Below are 14,837 nucleotides of genomic sequence, written 5' to 3' on the forward strand. Positions count from 1 at the left end.
AATCTACAGCTGGAAATTAGTTTTTCATTTAAGTTCACACCTGCAGAGGAAGGAGAATTCTTGCTATATTATGTTAAAACACGCACCAGATTACGATGTTGAAAAAATTTTACAAGTGCTGAACTCTTCCAAATAATCTCTTTCAATCCACAAAAGGCGAGCGACATTTTTACTTTGTCTCCCGTCTTTTGTCTTATAAAAAATACATCTCAGCACATTTTCACGCGATTGCATATAATGCCTTTTATACAATTTTCGTTACTCTTTCCCACTTACCGTCTTATTTAACAATTCATGCATCCACACCATCACAGCCAGTAAAATAAGCAGATAAACCGGAAGTAAATGAATGGAAATATGATTTGCCATCAATCCAAATAACGGTGGCATCAGGCAGGTTCCAACATATGCACTTGCCATCTGTACCCCGATCAGTGCCTGAGAGCGTTCCGCTCCAAAATGTTCCGGCGTAGAATGAATAATACAAGGATAAACCGGCGCACATCCAAGACCGATCAGTGAAAATCCAAGTAATGAAAATACATCCCCAAACGGAAGCATCATCACGACAATTCCAAGAAAAATGATTGCCTGCCCCATCCGGATCATCTGGCTGTCTTTCAGTTTCATTGCGATAAATCCATTAATTCCACGCCCAATCGTAATACCGATGCAGAACATCCCGGCAAATGAAGCCGCCGTCTGCGCTGCCACACCCTTTGCCAGATTCAGATAACTGCTCGCCCAGAGCATGGTCGTCTGCTCCACTGCACAATAACAGAAAAAGCAGATCATAATCGCCTTTGCTCCCGGTATCGCTAAAATTTCTTTTAATGAAAGCGGTTTGCTCTCTGTATGTTCTTCCGCGGGAACATTTCTTCCTTTCCATTTAGGAAGACTGAATACAATAATCGCTGTGAGGACAACCTGCATCACAGAAATGATCCGGTACCCGGTATTCCAGGATGCACCACCGGTAAGTGCAGCACCCATAATATAAGGGCCAAGCGTTGCCCCAACTCCCCACATACAGTGCAGCCAGCTCATATGCTTACTTGCATAATGTAGTGCCACATAATTATTCAAAGAAGCATCCACACTCCCCGCTCCAAGTCCATAAGGAATCGCCCAGATGCACAGCATCCAGAAGCTGTGACTGATGGAAAATCCCCAGAGTGCAAATGCCGTGATTCCAACACTGGTTGCCGTTACTGCTCCTGTGCCAAATTTTCTGGTAAGCCGGTCACTGAGCAGACTTGAAAGAATCGTTCCAAGCGCAATGATCATTGAGATTGCACCGGCGTATGAGACCGGAACCTGAAATTCCAGATACATCTTCGGCCACGCAGATCCTAAAAGCGCATCCGGCAGTCCGAGGCTGATAAATGAAAGGTATATAATTCCCAGTAAAAAATTCATGTTTGTTCTCCCTTGCATCATTTAATATCCAGTACAGTATACCATAAAATAAGCGTGCAAAACGAAATATTATAGCAATCTGGTGCATGAATGAAAAGACATATGAAAAACAGCATCCTGAAATTTTCTCCCGTTCAGGAGCTTTTCAGCTCAATTCTTTGACATAAAATGTCACCTTAGCCTCTGGATCCGTGATCGGAATCCGGATCCTTACGTAATCCTCCATCTCCTTTTCCTGAATATAATCTGTTATAAAGCACGGCAGCGAAGAAGCTCTCACCAGTTCGTTAAATGCGTCCGTATCTGTCTGCACCAGAAATTTCGAGGAAGGCATCTTTTCCCGGCACATGGTATCCCAAAATCAAAGTTCTGTGCGCAGTAAAAAATTAAATCCATTGATTTCCTCAAAAGTAAGCTCCTTCTGCCGGGCAAGCTCATGCTCCGGTGGAACGCAGACAAACAAATTCTCCTTCATAAATTCATACGCCCCTTCTACCGGAAATGGCAGGATCCCAATATCACAGGATTTTTCACCTAATGAAACCAGAACCTCTTCATTCTGGCAGATTGCGGACGATATCATCTTGCCAGGATCTGTGTGGTTCAGTTTTTTCAGAAGCTCCCAGAGCGGTGCCGGCGCACAGGACCTGACCACAATCGTCTTCTGCCTCAGATCAAATGCTCTCACCTGCTCCACAGCCCGGTCCGCTTCCTGTAAAAGTTTCCGTGCATACCCTACTGCTGCCTTCCCTGTTTCATTTAATTCAATCCGGTTCTTTCCCCTTAAAAATAATTTTACTCCAAAGCTCTCCTCCAGATTCTGCATGGAACGGGTGATCGACGGAGTGGAAAGATGAAATTCTTCCGCCACTTTTGACAAGGTTCCGAGATCTGCAAACGCGGCAAATTGTTTTAGCTCATATAAATCCAGCATGACTTTCCTCCTGTTTTACTTTTCATTTTCTGAAATGCAGATTGCGATATCAATAGTGTACATTTCTGGAAATGCGTTGTAAAGTAAGATTTGTAAACAGACATAAATTTCTCCAATGATCGTTCCAACAGCGTAAGTTGAAAAATACAGCTGCGCTCGTCCCGATACAACAGGAGAAAATTCATTTCAGAAAAATGGAGGTTTAGAATTATGGAATATGTAACCTTGAATAATGGAATCAAAATGCCAAAGCTCGGATACGGTGTATACCAGACTCCGGCAGAAGATACAAAGCGCTGTGTGCTCGATGCCATCGAGGTCGGCTACCGCAGCATCGATACTGCACAGGCTTATTATAACGAAGAAGGCGTAGGAGCTGCCTTAAAAGAATGCGGACTTCCGCGTGAAGAATTCTTCCTGACCACAAAGGTATGGATCACCAATGCCGGATACGAAAAGGCAAAGGCATCCATCGAAGAATCCATGAAGAAATTACAGACAGAATACTTGGATCTGCTTTTGATCCATCAGCCATTCGGTGACTACTACGGAACCTACCGCGCTATGGAAGAACTTTACAAAGAAGGAAAACTGCGCGCCATCGGTGTATCCAACTTCGGACCGGACCGCTATCTGGACATCCAGCATTTTGCAGAAATCAAACCGGCTGTAAACCAGATTGAAACACACGTGTTCCAGCAACAGAAAGTTGCGAAAGAATACCTGCAGAAATACGGCTGTCAGATTGAATCATGGGGACCATTTGCAGAAGGACGTAACGATATGTTCACCAATCCGGTTCTGACAAAAATCGGTGAAAAATATGGAAAAACTGCCGCACAGACAGCTCTTCGTTTCCTTCTTCAGAGTGATGTGGTAATCATTCCGAAGTCTGTCCACAAAGACCGTATGCAGCAGAACTTTGACCTCTTCGATTTCACACTGACTGCAGAAGAAATGGCAGAAATTGAAGCACTGGACGGCGGAGAAAGCTTATTCTTCTCTCACTATGATCCGAAAACGGTAGAGTGGTTTATGTCGATTTTATAAAATGATGTAAGTGTCAAAAACACCTGCACTGGTATTTTTGTAAGATCTTTTATTTTCCCAATTTTTCCGCAATATCCCGTATACTCTCCGCCATATCCGCATTGGTATTCAGTACAAAAAATTTCTTCCCGGAAAGCATCTCAAGAAGCACTTTATGAAGTGGTGTTACATCCAGATCAATGTCTTCAAGCATAGCCTGCTTCGACCAGTATCCCCAGTAACTTTCATCATCCGGAACCTGCTTGTCCGCCCATGGCGTTTCAATGAACTGAAAAAAGATCTGGACGGTATCAGCCAGAAGGTTCTCACCGACAGCCTCCGCTCCATGGAAGAAGACGGACTGATCACACGGACCGTCTACCCGGAAGTGCCGCCGAGAATTGAATATGCATTAAGTGATCTCGGACAGTCCCTGAAGCCAATCCTGGATTCCATGGTCGAATGGGGGTAATACATAATCAAGTAGGAGGCGGTGACTAACCGCCGTCCTCTCACAGCACCGTACGTACCGTTCGGTATACGGCGCTTTCAATAGTTGACGTGCACAGACTGATAGGCTGTGGCTAAATCATAAAAGCCACTGTTTATCAGTCTTTCTTTTGTCATGGCTTTCTTGACTGTCGTCAGATTGGCACAATACCAGTGTCCCCTTCGACAGTTTGCCGCCATGTTCGCATAGTATTCATGGATTCCCATTTTTATCAGATTCCTCTTCTTTGTTCTGGGCAATTTCCATTGTTTCCATATACACACGCGTATTCTGTGATAGAGCCATCCGTTGATGTCATCTATGTTGTTCTTCATACTTGCAATTCCGTAGTAGTTAAGCCATCCCCTCGCATACACCTTGATTTTCTCAAGGCTTGGCTTGATTGACTGACAACGCTTACGAGAAGATAACTCCTTCAGTCTAGACTTAAACTTCTTCCATGACTTCGGATGAACTCGGACATAAATGCCTTTTCCGTTCTTTCCCAGTGCAAAGCCAAGGAATTTAAAATTTCGGATTGCAAACACGCTGACAGTACGGCTCTTTTCTCGGTTGACTGTAAGTTTCAACCGCTCCTCAAGATATTTCATACTGCTTTCCAAGAGTCTCTCTGATGCTCGCTTGCTCTTTGCAAGAAGCACAATGTCATCTGCATATCTTATGCATGGAACACCTCTTTTCAGGAATTCCTGGTCGAACTCATTGAGATAGACATTTGCCAGCAATGGTGATAGATTTCCCCCTTGTGGTGAGCCTTCCTCTGTGTCAATAACCACTCCGTTTTCCATTACTCCGCTCTTCAGATAGCGCTTTATCAGCTGTACTACACGTTCATCTTTTACATTCTTTCGGAGAAGATTGATAAGAATTTCGTGATTAAGAGTATCGAAGTACTTTGACAAGTCAAGGACTACAGCAAATGTATAGCCTTGTTCTGCATACTCCTTAACCTTAAGTATTGCATCTTTTGCACTTCTGTTCGGACGATAGCCATAGCTACCCTCTGCAAACAGCGGTTCATAGATTGGCACTAACTGTTGGGTTATTGCCTGTTGAAGTGTACGGTCTACCACTGTTGGTATGCCAAGCTTTCGCACACCACCATCTGCTTTGGGAATCTCAACTCGTCTTACTGGAGACGGAGTGTACTTTCCACGATAAATGCGGTCGGTTATCTCTTGTTGATGTTCCTTTAGATATGGAAGAGCCTCCTCAATGGTCATGCCATCAATTCCTGGTGCTCCCTTGTTTGCCTTAACTCTCTTGTACGCTCTGTTAAAGTTGTCTTTATACAGTATCACTTCCAAAAGTCTCGGCTGTGCACTGTCTCTTTCTTTCCATATCCGATTGAATGACCTAGACGCTTTCACATACCCTTCATGTTCCGCATTATCTCTTTGCGAACAGCCATTGTTTTCAATGTTTTCTGCCATAGACGATCATTCCTCCTTTCTCGGTCATACTCAAGACTCCTACTGATTCGGTCCTTCACCTCTCGGCTACTATGACCTCTGCTGACTTCTGTGCGTTCAGCACTACTTTGGGCAATGGTTACCTCTTTCAAGGCGTACCGCACAGACCTCCCCGGGTACCACACGTTTCTTTCTCTCCATCCATCTGCCACATTTACCATACATGATTCCGTGTAGTTATTGGGCTTTGACTTGCTTAGCAGCCTTACCCTCATGCACAGCCTTCTATGTGATTTCTGTTCGTCAGACCAGAGATTTGCCCGTGGGTTAGTAGGTTCCCCACATCCAGCTTCCTTCAAATTCCACCTCACGATGGACACTCTTGCCTTCGGCTATATCCTTCCCACTACCGGGCGGATTCTGGACTTGCACCAGTTAGAAACGTGCGCCGCCAGGCGCACTAAAGAAAAGGTTTAGCCGAATTTTTATTGTTCAGCTAAACCTTTTTTATGACTTTCTTACGCATCCAAATGTGTAAAAATTTCTGTTCTCTTTATGCAGTTTTCAGTTCCTGCAATTTATCTGTATATGCTTTTGCAAGCTCCCTGATTTTCTCAAATTCCCCTTTTTCAATCAGATCATTCCGCACGATATTCGATCCGATTCCCACACTGGTAAATCCACTGTCCAGGAAATCTTTAAAATTATCGAGACTCACTCCGCCAACTGCCATCAGCGGTACATGGCTGATCGGTCCGCGGACTGCTTTCACATAAGAAAGTCCCAGAGTATCTGCAGTGAATAATTTTACGATGGTTGCCCCTGCATGATAAGCTGTGGCAATCTCAGTCGGGGAAAGCGCTCCCGGTACCGATACCATCCCAAGTTCATTGATCTTACGGATCACATCCACGTTAGTATCCGGCGCAAGTGCGAAATCGGCTCCGGCTTCCTTTGCCGCCTCTGCCTGTTCTACCGTCATAACCGTACCGGCACCAACACACATCTGATCACCAAGTGCTTCTTTTACCTGTGAAATCGAAGCAGCGGTGTCTGCAATACAAGTGTCTGATGCCTGGTCAAAAGTAATTTCCAACGAACGAATTCCACCTTCAAAAAGAGCCTTTGCCGTATTTACCATATCCTCCGGTTTTACTCTTCTTGCGATCGCCACGATTTTATGTTCATAGATCCATTCTTTTACAATTTCTCTGTTCTTCATCAATTCCATCTCCCTTACAAACTAACCAAGCAGATTCGGTAAAAATGTTGACAGTGCCGGAATGAATGCGAACAAGATTGCGCACACGATTTCCACTCCGATAAATGGAAGCAGTGCTCTTGCCACACCCGCTACCGGTCTGTTACTGATTCCACACGCTACAAACATACAGGTTCCGAACGGAGGTGTAACCTGTCCCATTGCAAGTACGAATACGATCAGAAGTCCGTAATGAACCGGATTGATTCCATACATCACTGCAAGTGGTGCAAGGATCGGACCAAGGATCAGGATAATCGAACCATTATCCATGAACATTCCTGCAATCGCCATCAGAAGGATCGTCATTAACAGGAAGATTGCTTTGGAATGGCATACGCTGATTACCACGCTTGCAACTGCTGCCGGAATATTATAGTAAGTGATCAGGTAAGCAAATACCTGTGCCGTTACAACCAGCATCATGATATTGGCTGTGGATACTGCTGTTCCTTTAAGGATTTCCCAGAGTTTTTTCAGGTTCATTTCTCTGTAAACCAACAGACATACCAACACACCATAGAATACGGCTACGACTGCGGATTCCGTCGGTGTAAAGATTCCGGCATAGATTCCTCCAAGAATAACCACCGGCATCAGAAGTGCCCAGATTGCATTTTTTGTTGCCTTTAAAGCAACTTTTCCATCGAATTTATCTTCCTTTGGCCATCCCATTTTCTTTGCTTTATACCATGCATACACACAAAGTGCCACGCCTGCAAGGATTCCAGGGATGATACCTGCCATCAGAAGACCGGAAATGGAAGCTCCGGTTACATTTCCATAAATAACGAATACGATACTCGGCGGAATAACGATTCCAAGGGTTCCACCGACTGCCTGTACAGCTGCTGAATAGTCACTCGGATATCCTTTTTTGACCATTTCCGGATGCATAATCCCACCGATTGCTGCCGTTGTAGCAACGGAAGAACCGGAAATTGCCGCAAAAAAGGTACACGAAATAAGAGCTACGATTGATAACCCTCCTGAAATCCATCCAAAGAAGGCATTGGCAAAATCTACCAGTCTTTTTGACAGACCACCCTTACTCATAATATCACCTGCAAGCATAAACGCCGGAACTGCAAGCAAAGAGAAGGAATCTGCTCCTGCAAATAATCTCTGTGGGATGATAACAAACTGGAGTTCCGGATTCAGGGCAATGGAAACCACGCTCGCAAGCGCCAGTGACCAGATGATCGGAAAGCCAAGTAATAACGCAATAATCAAAACTACAATCAATGCTACTGCTGCTGAATTCATACTTCTTCTACCTCCTCTTTTTTCTCCGGACTGTTTGCTTCAATAAACGTATCAATAATCTTAAATACCAGTGTGATTGCTGCAAAAATATAGCTGATAAAAATGGTTCCGTACATGACAATCATTGGAATTCCCATAGCCGGACTTTTCTGCAGCATACCGATCGTGTACAGTCTGGTACAGCAGATCACGATGATCACACTTACGACCAGTGCAATGATCTTTCGAATGGCATCTACATATTTATCGATTTTCTCCGGAAGGATCCGGTCGATCAGGTCAATGCTGATCAGCATATCCTGCTTGATCGCCAGTGTCAGACCAATCATAATTACAAAAACAAACAGGTATCTTGATAATTCTTCTGACCACGGAAGACTGTAAAAGATCACATATCTTGTCAGTGTCTGCAGCATGATAACACACATCATCAGTACCAGTGCGATTCCGGTCAGTACAAGCAATACGTTCTGTGCCTTTTCAAACACTTTCTCTATTTTTCTATACATACTTTTTCTCCTTTAAGCATCTATTTGGCGGCATTTACCATGTCAATAACTGTCTTGTACTGTTCTTTATACTGATCCTGGAATTTCTTACTTGCTTCGATAAAAGCAGTTTTATCCGGCTCAGTTACCTTCATTCCAAGTTCTTCCAGTTTGGCAAGTGCATCCTCTTCCTGATCTCTCTGCTCCTGTCTTTCGTACTCTCCGGCTTCCTTTGCACATTCTTTAAAAATCTGCTGCTGTTCATCGGTCAGGGCATTCCATGCATTATCACTGATCAAAAAGAAAATACTACTGTATACATGGTCGGTAAGTGCAAGCTCTTTATTCACTTCTGCTACATTGTTACCAAGAATGATGCTCAGAGGATTTTCCTGTCCGTCAATTGCCTTCTGCTGCATTGCAGTATAAGCTTCATTCCATGACATCGGAACCGGATCTGCCCCAAGGGATTTCCAGAATGCCTGATGGATCTTGTTGTCCATGGTACGGATTCTCAGTCCCTTGACATCATCGATAGAATTAACTGGATGATCACTGTTGGTCAGTTCACGGAATCCAACTTCCCAGATATCAAGCACATGGGTTCCCATCAGATCCTGGATCTCGCTTGCATAATATTCACCAGTTTCTCCCTCAAAGACACGGTCTGCATGATCGTAGTCCTCGATCAGATACGGGATATCCACTGCTGCCACATCATCCACATAACTTGACATAACAGACTGGTTGACCACTGCCATATCCAGAGTTCCAAGTTGTGTATTTACCACGTAGTCGCTGGTGCTTCCAAGCTGTCCGTTATTATAAACTTCCACCTGGACTTTCCCATCGGTCTTTTCCTCAACCAGTTCCTCAAACTTCGCCAGACCGATCGCTACCGGTACTGTTTCCGCTGAATCATGCGCAATTTTGAGCGTAAGAACTCCATTTGCATCCGGCTGCTTCTCTTTTTCGAGCAGTGCGCATCCTGTCATCGTGCCAGCAGTGCATGCAACTATCAATAACATACTCAGTATTCTATTTTTCATTTGTCTCCTCCGATCCTACCATTCTGCTATGGTTCCATCATAGTTTCTCCAGACAGGGTTCTTCCAGTTGTGTCCGATTTTCGCTGCCTCCAGGACTTTTTCCTTGTTGACAACCACGCCAAGTCCCGGACCTTCCGGAATCTGGATAAATCCGTTTTCAAACTGGAACATATCTTTATTTTCAATATAATCCAGCAGATCTCCACCTTTGTTATAGTGGATTCCAAGGCTCTGTTCCTGGATAAATGCGTTCGGTGTACAGGCATCGATCTGTACACATGCTGCAAGCGCGATCGGTCCAAGTGGACAATGCGGTGCAACTGCCACGTCAAAGGCTTCTGCCATCGATACGATCTTCTTCACTTCGCTGATACCACCGGCATGTGATACGTCCGGCTGAATGATATCCACATATCCATCCATGAAAAGATTCTTATAATCCCATCTTGAGAACATACGCTCGCCGGTTGCGATCGGAGTTGATGTATGTTTTACAATTTCTCTAAGTGCTTCATTATTCTGAACCATTACAGGTTCCTCGATAAACATCAGTTTGAACTGATCCAGCTCTCTGGCAAGTACTTTTGCCATCGTCTTATGTACACGGCCATGGAAATCCACCCCGATTCCTATCTCATAACCGAATTTTTCACGAACCTGTGCAATACGGTTTGCAACCTCTTCAATCTTGCTGAAGTCGTCTACATAATGCATCTCTTCTGTACCGTTCATCTTGATTGCCGTGCATCCGGAATCTTTCAGAACCTGGATTCCATTTAACAGATCAGATGGTCTGTCCCCGCCTACCCAGCTATAGACTTTCAGTTTATCACGGCATTTTCCACCAAGGAGATCATACACCGGTGCGTTATAATATTTTCCCTTAATATCCCAGAGTGCCTGGTCGATTCCTGCAATCGCACTCATCACTTCCGGACCTCCACGGTAAAATCCGCCACGGTACATTGCCTGCCAGTGATCTTCAATCTTCATCGGATCTTTGCCGATCAGGTAATCACTGAAATCTTCTACTGCTGTCTTTACAATGGATGCTCTGCCTTCTACGACCGGCTCACCCCATCCGGTGATTCCTTCATCTGTCTCGATTTCAAGAAATAACCATCTCGGAGGTACCGTATAGAGATTCATCTTTGTAATTTTCATAACATTCCTTTCCGTATATCCACGTTGAAGATTCGCTCATGTTGTTAAAGAAGCAAACGATTCTGCAGATATACTCTCTACAAATTCATAAAAGCTACAATTTGCGTTGCATAAACCGCATATTCATTGAGAAGACGCTCGATCAGTTCCTGTTTTTCTATCGTATAACGGAAAGTTGGTACCGCTACACTGATTGCTGCAACAACCTTCTGATTCTTATAGATTGGTTTTGCAATACAACGGATCAGTTCATTGGATTCTTCACATTCATATGCCATTGCTTTTTCCTTAATTTCCTGTATCTGACGATACAATTCATCAAAATCGGTGATTGTATGGGCTGTCAGAGGTTTTAATCCATCCGGATATAATTGCTTTAATTCTTCATAAGTGCAGTCGGATAAAAGTGCCTTGCCGATTCCGGTTCCATACGCCGGGAGACGCTTCCCAATCGCCGCATACATACGCACCGGCTCAAGCGTATCTACCTTTGACAGGTATAATACATTTCCCCCGTCCAGGATTCCAAAATGGACTGTCTCGCCGCACTTCTGGACAATCTCCTGCAGGACTCCGGTAATATCTTCAAAAGAATTAGAGCACTGCATGTAACGGCTTCCGACTTCAAATAGCCCGATCCCTAATAGAAAGGTGAGATATAATGAAAACTTTAGACCTTCTGACTCTGGGGGAGATTATGCTGCGTCTGAGCGCACCTTCCGATGAGCGGCTTGTCCGTGGAAATACCTTCCTTCGGCAAGCCGGAGGTGCAGAATTGAATGTTGCCGCAGGTGCTGCCCTTCTTGGGCTCCGCACCGGTATCATTACCAAACTGCCGGCAAATAATCTTGGAAAATACATCCGCAACTGCATTACTGCCTGCGGACTTTCTACAGATTATCTGATCTATGATACCGAAGAGGATGCACGACTCGGTGTCTACTATTATGAATTTGGTGCATCCCCTCGTAAACCAAGCGTTGTATATGACCGGAAAAATACTTCCGTCAATAAACTGAAGCTTTCCGAAATTCCGGAAGATCTTTACACGAATACCCGTTGCTTCCATGTAAGCGGAATCAGCCTTGCTCTCGGAGCTGCTCTCCGGGAGACTGTGATCGAGCTGATCCGGCAATTCAAAAAAGGCGGTGCAAAGATTTCTTTTGATGTCAATTACCGCGCCAATCTCTGGAGCGGAGCCGAAGCAAAAGAAACGATCGAGCAGATTTTGCCATATGTGGATTATTTCTTCTGTTCTGAAAGCACTGCACGCCTGACTTTTCTGAAGGAAGGCACTCTGCCGGAAATTATGAAAAGCTTTACCAGAGATTATCCAATCTCTGTAGTTGCAGCCACCAGAAGAACTGTTCACTCTCCAAAGCTACATTCCTTCGATTCTCTGGTCTACGATGCAAAAAGGGACTGCTTCTACGAAGAAGAGCCTTATAAAAATATTGACATCGTCGATCGTCTTGGCAGCGGGGATGCTTATTTATCCGGTGCTTTATTTGGTCTTCTCTCTGAAAACGGAGACTGCCAGAAGGCTCTGGAATTCGGGAATGCCGCCAGCGCGATCAAGAACACGACCATGGGCGACTTACCAACTTCTGACTACGAAGAACTTTGTTCCGTTATCAGGGAACACAAAAGCAGCCAGCATCTGGAATTAAACCGTTAAGCTTCCTGCTTTACTATCATTTTTCTTAAATTCTATTCTTAACCGGAAAGTCTTTGGTGACTTACCGAAATGCAAAAAGTTCAGGGTTAATGAATTTTCCTCTCATTAAGCCTGAACTTTTATGATTTTTCTATCCGTTTTTATCTATATTCCAGATAATCCCCAAACCTCTTCACTGCCAGAAGTTCCAGGCTCTTTTCTTGATTTTTTAAAAATGTTCCAAGTGCCGGAACGACATCTTTCTTTAATAACAATTGAATCATATTTTCTTTTGTTAACATCTTCTCTTTACATGTCTTTTTATTATTAATATTGTTTTTATTCGCGTTACCGTATATAATATATATTATATTATTTGTCAAAGGAGTCTATATGACTATGGATTATATTTCTGTAAAAGAGACCTCAAAGCGGTTCCATTTATCCGAACGCCGCGTGCAAAAGCTCTGTGAAACCAACCGTATTGACGGTTGTAAAATGGTCAGCGGCATCTGGTTAATCCCCGATTCTGCTACCAAACCTTCCGATGAAAGAACAACTGATTTCCCTGAAGATTCCGATTATCTCTCTTTAAAAGAATTATGTGATATGCTTTCCATTTCGACTGCAACCGGTCGTAACTGGATCAAGCTTGGCAAACTCATTCCAGAATATACGGATCAGAAAAAGCCTTATTTTACAAAACAGTATGCCGAAAAGCTGAAAGCAGAACTTCAATCCGGAAAGAACCAATCTCTGAAAAGCAGGCGCAACAAAAAATTTATCTGTGGCAATTCCCTTTACAGTGCCTATGTTTCTGAAAACTGTCAGAACATTGAACTGTTGCAGCAGATTCTCCGAATTGTAACAGGCGAATCCATTGCACTTTCATCAGATGTGATTCAATATCTCATTGCTGACTGTGCCTTACATTTGCTTGCCCAAAAATATGATCTTTCTTTCAAACACGAAAAAGTGTTGCTGAGCAGATTTTTAAAAAAAGAAATCACCCTGGCTCTATACGACGAACTGATCTATGCTTTGATTGCTGATTCTGAACAAGCACTGCATTTCTGTGAAAAATATTCTCAACTTTTTGATTTTGATTATGTATACGAACCTGCTGAAGATATCCTTGGACTCATTTACATTTCCTGTAAAAATATCGGCAGCCGCAAGGCAACCGGTTCCTACTATACGCCTACCAAAATCGTCAAAAAGCTGATCGGAAAACTGGATATTGCATCAGATGCCAGAATTCTGGATCCCTGCTGTGGGACTGGGAATTTTTTATTGCAACTCCCAGCACACGTTTGCTTTGACCAGATTTACGGCAATGATACCGATACAATCAGTGTAAAAATTACCCGGTTGAATATGGTTTTGAAATATGACATTCTCTCTATCAAAACTCTGTACGAGCATATAACCGAAGCCGATTATCTTGCATCTGATTTAAAAGCTTCTTACCAGTATATCATCGGTAATCCACCATGGGGATATGAATTTTCCGAATCAGAAAAAGAAAAGCTTCGCAAAAAATATCGGACTGCTTCAGGGAAAAATATCGAGTCTTATGATTTGTTTATTGAAAAAGCACTGAGTAATTTATCCATAAACGGACAGCTTTCTTTCATTCTTCCAGAAGCAATACTTAATGTAAAAGCACATACACCGATCCGTACTGCTATTATGGAAAACAATTCCGTCCGGTATCTTGAGTTTTTAGGAAACGCATTTGATAAAGTCCAGTGTCCCTGCATTATATTACAGCTCATTCACACCGGAAAGCCACTTTCAACAATCGGAATGGAAGTTTCCGACTGTGGTCACTGCACAACCATTCTGACAGACCGTAAAATTTCAGCCGAATATTTCAGCTTTCATACAACGGATGCAGAATATCAGCTACTTGAAAAAATCCGGCATACTCCTAAAACAATTTTTCTTGCCGGAAACGCCGATTTTGCTTTAGGAATCGTAACCGGAAATAATAAAAAATATATTTCTTCCGTGAAAACCAAAGATAACGAAGTTATTTTAAAAGGCTCCGATATCTGTAAGTACCATACTAATCCGAGCCCAAACTATATCGTGTTTAACCCACAGAATTTTCAGCAGGTAGCACCTATAGAAATGTACCGTGCGCCAGAAAAGCTTTTGTATCGTTTTATCAGCAGCCAGCTTGTCTTTGCTTATGATGATAAACAAACACTTTCTTTGAATAGCTGCAACGTGGTCATCCCCAAACTTGAAGGACTGCATATAAAATATATTCTTGCCATCCTTAATTCCAGAGTTGCACAGTTTATTTACAAAATGGATTTTCATTCCGTGAAGGTATTGCGTTCTCATATTGAAAATATTCCGATTCCGGATGTTGATGCCGGTATGCAAAACAGTATCATCCAAGCTGTCGAACCACTAATTAACGGACTGCCTCCTGAGGGAGCACAAATTGCCTACGAACAACTTGACCAATTGATTTTTAAATTATTTAATCTTACCTCTAAAGAGCAGGATATCATTAAGCATGCAGTAGATGGAGAAAACAAATTTCTGTTCTGACACACAAAAAACCAGAGATATTCCTGGCTTCCCTTATTTAACAACAGGGTTGCCAGGTCTGCTCTGGCTTTTTTCTTAT

Annotated in this window: 15 protein-coding genes; 4 read left to right on the plus strand and 11 right to left on the minus strand. The window is 43.2% G+C overall.

Features of this window, described 5'->3' with window-relative positions; all coding sequences use genetic code 11:
- Nucleotides 1-258: 258 nt before the first annotated feature.
- From ACYQ5K_RS14055 to ACYQ5K_RS14065, 3 genes are all read right to left on the minus strand, one after another.
- Nucleotides 259-1,419, minus strand: a complete 1,161-nt coding sequence (locus ACYQ5K_RS14055) for an MFS transporter (protein WP_195230614.1) — start codon at nt 1,417-1,419, stop codon at nt 259-261.
- Nucleotides 1,420-1,564: 145 nt separating this feature from the next.
- Nucleotides 1,565-1,753, minus strand: a complete 189-nt coding sequence (locus ACYQ5K_RS14060; RefSeq protein WP_459777805.1) for a hypothetical protein — start codon at nt 1,751-1,753, stop codon at nt 1,565-1,567.
- 27 nt (nt 1,754-1,780) lie between these two features.
- On the minus strand, nt 1,781-2,353 hold the full coding sequence (locus tag ACYQ5K_RS14065; RefSeq protein ID WP_195230617.1) for a LysR family transcriptional regulator: 573 nt from the start codon (nt 2,351-2,353) through the stop codon (nt 1,781-1,783).
- A 210-nt stretch (nt 2,354-2,563) separates the two neighbouring features.
- On the opposite strand from ACYQ5K_RS14065, the gene ACYQ5K_RS14070 reads away from it, so the two are divergent.
- Together ACYQ5K_RS14070 and ACYQ5K_RS14075 are read left to right on the plus strand one after the other, a co-directional pair.
- Nucleotides 2,564-3,403: an aldo/keto reductase gene (locus ACYQ5K_RS14070; RefSeq protein ID WP_195230618.1), complete on the plus strand. Its 840-nt coding sequence runs from the start codon at nt 2,564-2,566 to the stop codon at nt 3,401-3,403.
- A gap of 154 nt (nt 3,404-3,557) precedes the next feature.
- A complete protein-coding gene (locus ACYQ5K_RS14075) occupies nt 3,558-3,854 on the plus strand; it encodes a winged helix-turn-helix transcriptional regulator (RefSeq protein WP_195230619.1) in 297 nt (98 codons plus the stop codon).
- 77 nt (nt 3,855-3,931) lie between these two features.
- Here ACYQ5K_RS14075 and ltrA read toward each other — a convergent pair whose 3' ends face one another.
- The 7 genes from ltrA to ACYQ5K_RS14110 form a co-directional block, all read right to left on the minus strand.
- Entirely contained in the window at nt 3,932-5,326 is a 1,395-nt protein-coding gene (gene ltrA, locus ACYQ5K_RS14080; RefSeq protein WP_195230620.1) for a group II intron reverse transcriptase/maturase, read from the minus strand.
- A 532-nt stretch (nt 5,327-5,858) separates the two neighbouring features.
- Complete coding sequence (locus ACYQ5K_RS14085) at nt 5,859-6,527, minus strand: bifunctional 4-hydroxy-2-oxoglutarate aldolase/2-dehydro-3-deoxy-phosphogluconate aldolase (protein WP_195230621.1); 669 nt, start codon at nt 6,525-6,527, stop codon at nt 5,859-5,861.
- A 21-nt stretch (nt 6,528-6,548) separates the two neighbouring features.
- A complete protein-coding gene (locus ACYQ5K_RS14090; RefSeq protein WP_195230622.1) occupies nt 6,549-7,832 on the minus strand; it encodes a TRAP transporter large permease in 1,284 nt (427 codons plus the stop codon).
- A complete protein-coding gene (locus ACYQ5K_RS14095) occupies nt 7,829-8,341 on the minus strand; it encodes a TRAP transporter small permease (protein ID WP_459777806.1) in 513 nt (170 codons plus the stop codon). The genes ACYQ5K_RS14090 and ACYQ5K_RS14095 overlap by 4 nt, the downstream gene beginning before the upstream one ends.
- 20 nt (nt 8,342-8,361) lie before the next feature.
- On the minus strand, nt 8,362-9,369 hold the full coding sequence (gene dctP / locus ACYQ5K_RS14100) for a TRAP transporter substrate-binding protein DctP (RefSeq protein WP_195230625.1): 1,008 nt from the start codon (nt 9,367-9,369) through the stop codon (nt 8,362-8,364).
- A gap of 15 nt (nt 9,370-9,384) precedes the next feature.
- The gene (gene dgoD / locus ACYQ5K_RS14105) at nt 9,385-10,533 is read right to left on the minus strand and encodes a galactonate dehydratase (protein ID WP_195230626.1); all 1,149 of its coding nucleotides are present in this window, start codon (nt 10,531-10,533) and stop codon (nt 9,385-9,387) included.
- Nucleotides 10,534-10,610: 77 nt separating this feature from the next.
- Nucleotides 10,611-11,141, minus strand: a complete 531-nt coding sequence (locus ACYQ5K_RS14110) for an IclR family transcriptional regulator (RefSeq protein ID WP_195230627.1) — start codon at nt 11,139-11,141, stop codon at nt 10,611-10,613.
- Nucleotides 11,142-11,194: 53 nt separating this feature from the next.
- Between ACYQ5K_RS14110 and ACYQ5K_RS14115 the strand changes: the two genes are divergently transcribed.
- Nucleotides 11,195-12,211 carry a sugar kinase gene (locus ACYQ5K_RS14115; RefSeq protein ID WP_195230628.1) on the plus strand — a complete coding sequence of 339 codons (1,017 nt, stop codon included), beginning with the start codon at nt 11,195-11,197 and terminating at the stop codon, nt 12,209-12,211.
- A 140-nt stretch (nt 12,212-12,351) separates the two neighbouring features.
- Here the strand turns inward: ACYQ5K_RS14115 and ACYQ5K_RS14120 are convergent, their stop codons facing one another.
- Nucleotides 12,352-12,474, minus strand: coding sequence for a hypothetical protein (locus ACYQ5K_RS14120; RefSeq protein ID WP_459777807.1), 123 nt, complete (start codon nt 12,472-12,474; stop codon nt 12,352-12,354).
- Between the two features lie 115 nt (nt 12,475-12,589).
- Here ACYQ5K_RS14120 and ACYQ5K_RS14125 point away from each other — a divergent pair, with 115 nt between their 5' ends.
- Nucleotides 12,590-14,758 (plus strand): TaqI-like C-terminal specificity domain-containing protein, encoded by a 2,169-nt coding sequence (locus tag ACYQ5K_RS14125; RefSeq protein WP_459777808.1) that lies wholly within the window; start codon nt 12,590-12,592, stop codon nt 14,756-14,758.
- Nucleotides 14,759-14,837: the final 79 nt, after the last annotated feature.

The sequence above is a fragment of the Allocoprococcus similis genome, from assembly GCF_054660775.1.

What these genes read in the sequence shown, in the direction of transcription:
- ACYQ5K_RS14055 (WP_195230614.1), bottom strand. Translation starts at nt 1,419, where the DNA reads ATGAATTTTTTACTGGGAATTATATACCTTTCATTTATCAGCCTCGGA.
- ACYQ5K_RS14060 (WP_459777805.1), bottom strand. Translation starts at nt 1,753, where the DNA reads ATGCCTTCCTCGAAATTTCTGGTGCAGACAGATACGGACGCATTTAAC.
- ACYQ5K_RS14065 (WP_195230617.1), bottom strand. Translation starts at nt 2,353, where the DNA reads ATGCTGGATTTATATGAGCTAAAACAATTTGCCGCGTTTGCAGATCTC.
- ACYQ5K_RS14070 (WP_195230618.1), top strand. Translation starts at nt 2,564, where the DNA reads ATGGAATATGTAACCTTGAATAATGGAATCAAAATGCCAAAGCTCGGA.
- ACYQ5K_RS14075 (WP_195230619.1), top strand. Translation starts at nt 3,558, where the DNA reads ATGAAGTGGTGTTACATCCAGATCAATGTCTTCAAGCATAGCCTGCTT.
- ltrA (WP_195230620.1), bottom strand. Translation starts at nt 5,326, where the DNA reads ATGGCAGAAAACATTGAAAACAATGGCTGTTCGCAAAGAGATAATGCG.
- ACYQ5K_RS14085 (WP_195230621.1), bottom strand. Translation starts at nt 6,527, where the DNA reads ATGAAGAACAGAGAAATTGTAAAAGAATGGATCTATGAACATAAAATC.
- ACYQ5K_RS14090 (WP_195230622.1), bottom strand. Translation starts at nt 7,832, where the DNA reads ATGAATTCAGCAGCAGTAGCATTGATTGTAGTTTTGATTATTGCGTTA.
- ACYQ5K_RS14095 (WP_459777806.1), bottom strand. Translation starts at nt 8,341, where the DNA reads ATGTATAGAAAAATAGAGAAAGTGTTTGAAAAGGCACAGAACGTATTG.
- dctP (WP_195230625.1), bottom strand. Translation starts at nt 9,369, where the DNA reads ATGAAAAATAGAATACTGAGTATGTTATTGATAGTTGCATGCACTGCT.
- dgoD (WP_195230626.1), bottom strand. Translation starts at nt 10,533, where the DNA reads ATGAAAATTACAAAGATGAATCTCTATACGGTACCTCCGAGATGGTTA.
- ACYQ5K_RS14110 (WP_195230627.1), bottom strand. Translation starts at nt 11,141, where the DNA reads ATGCAGTGCTCTAATTCTTTTGAAGATATTACCGGAGTCCTGCAGGAG.
- ACYQ5K_RS14115 (WP_195230628.1), top strand. Translation starts at nt 11,195, where the DNA reads ATGAAAACTTTAGACCTTCTGACTCTGGGGGAGATTATGCTGCGTCTG.
- ACYQ5K_RS14120 (WP_459777807.1), bottom strand. Translation starts at nt 12,474, where the DNA reads ATGATTCAATTGTTATTAAAGAAAGATGTCGTTCCGGCACTTGGAACA.
- ACYQ5K_RS14125 (WP_459777808.1), top strand. Translation starts at nt 12,590, where the DNA reads ATGGATTATATTTCTGTAAAAGAGACCTCAAAGCGGTTCCATTTATCC.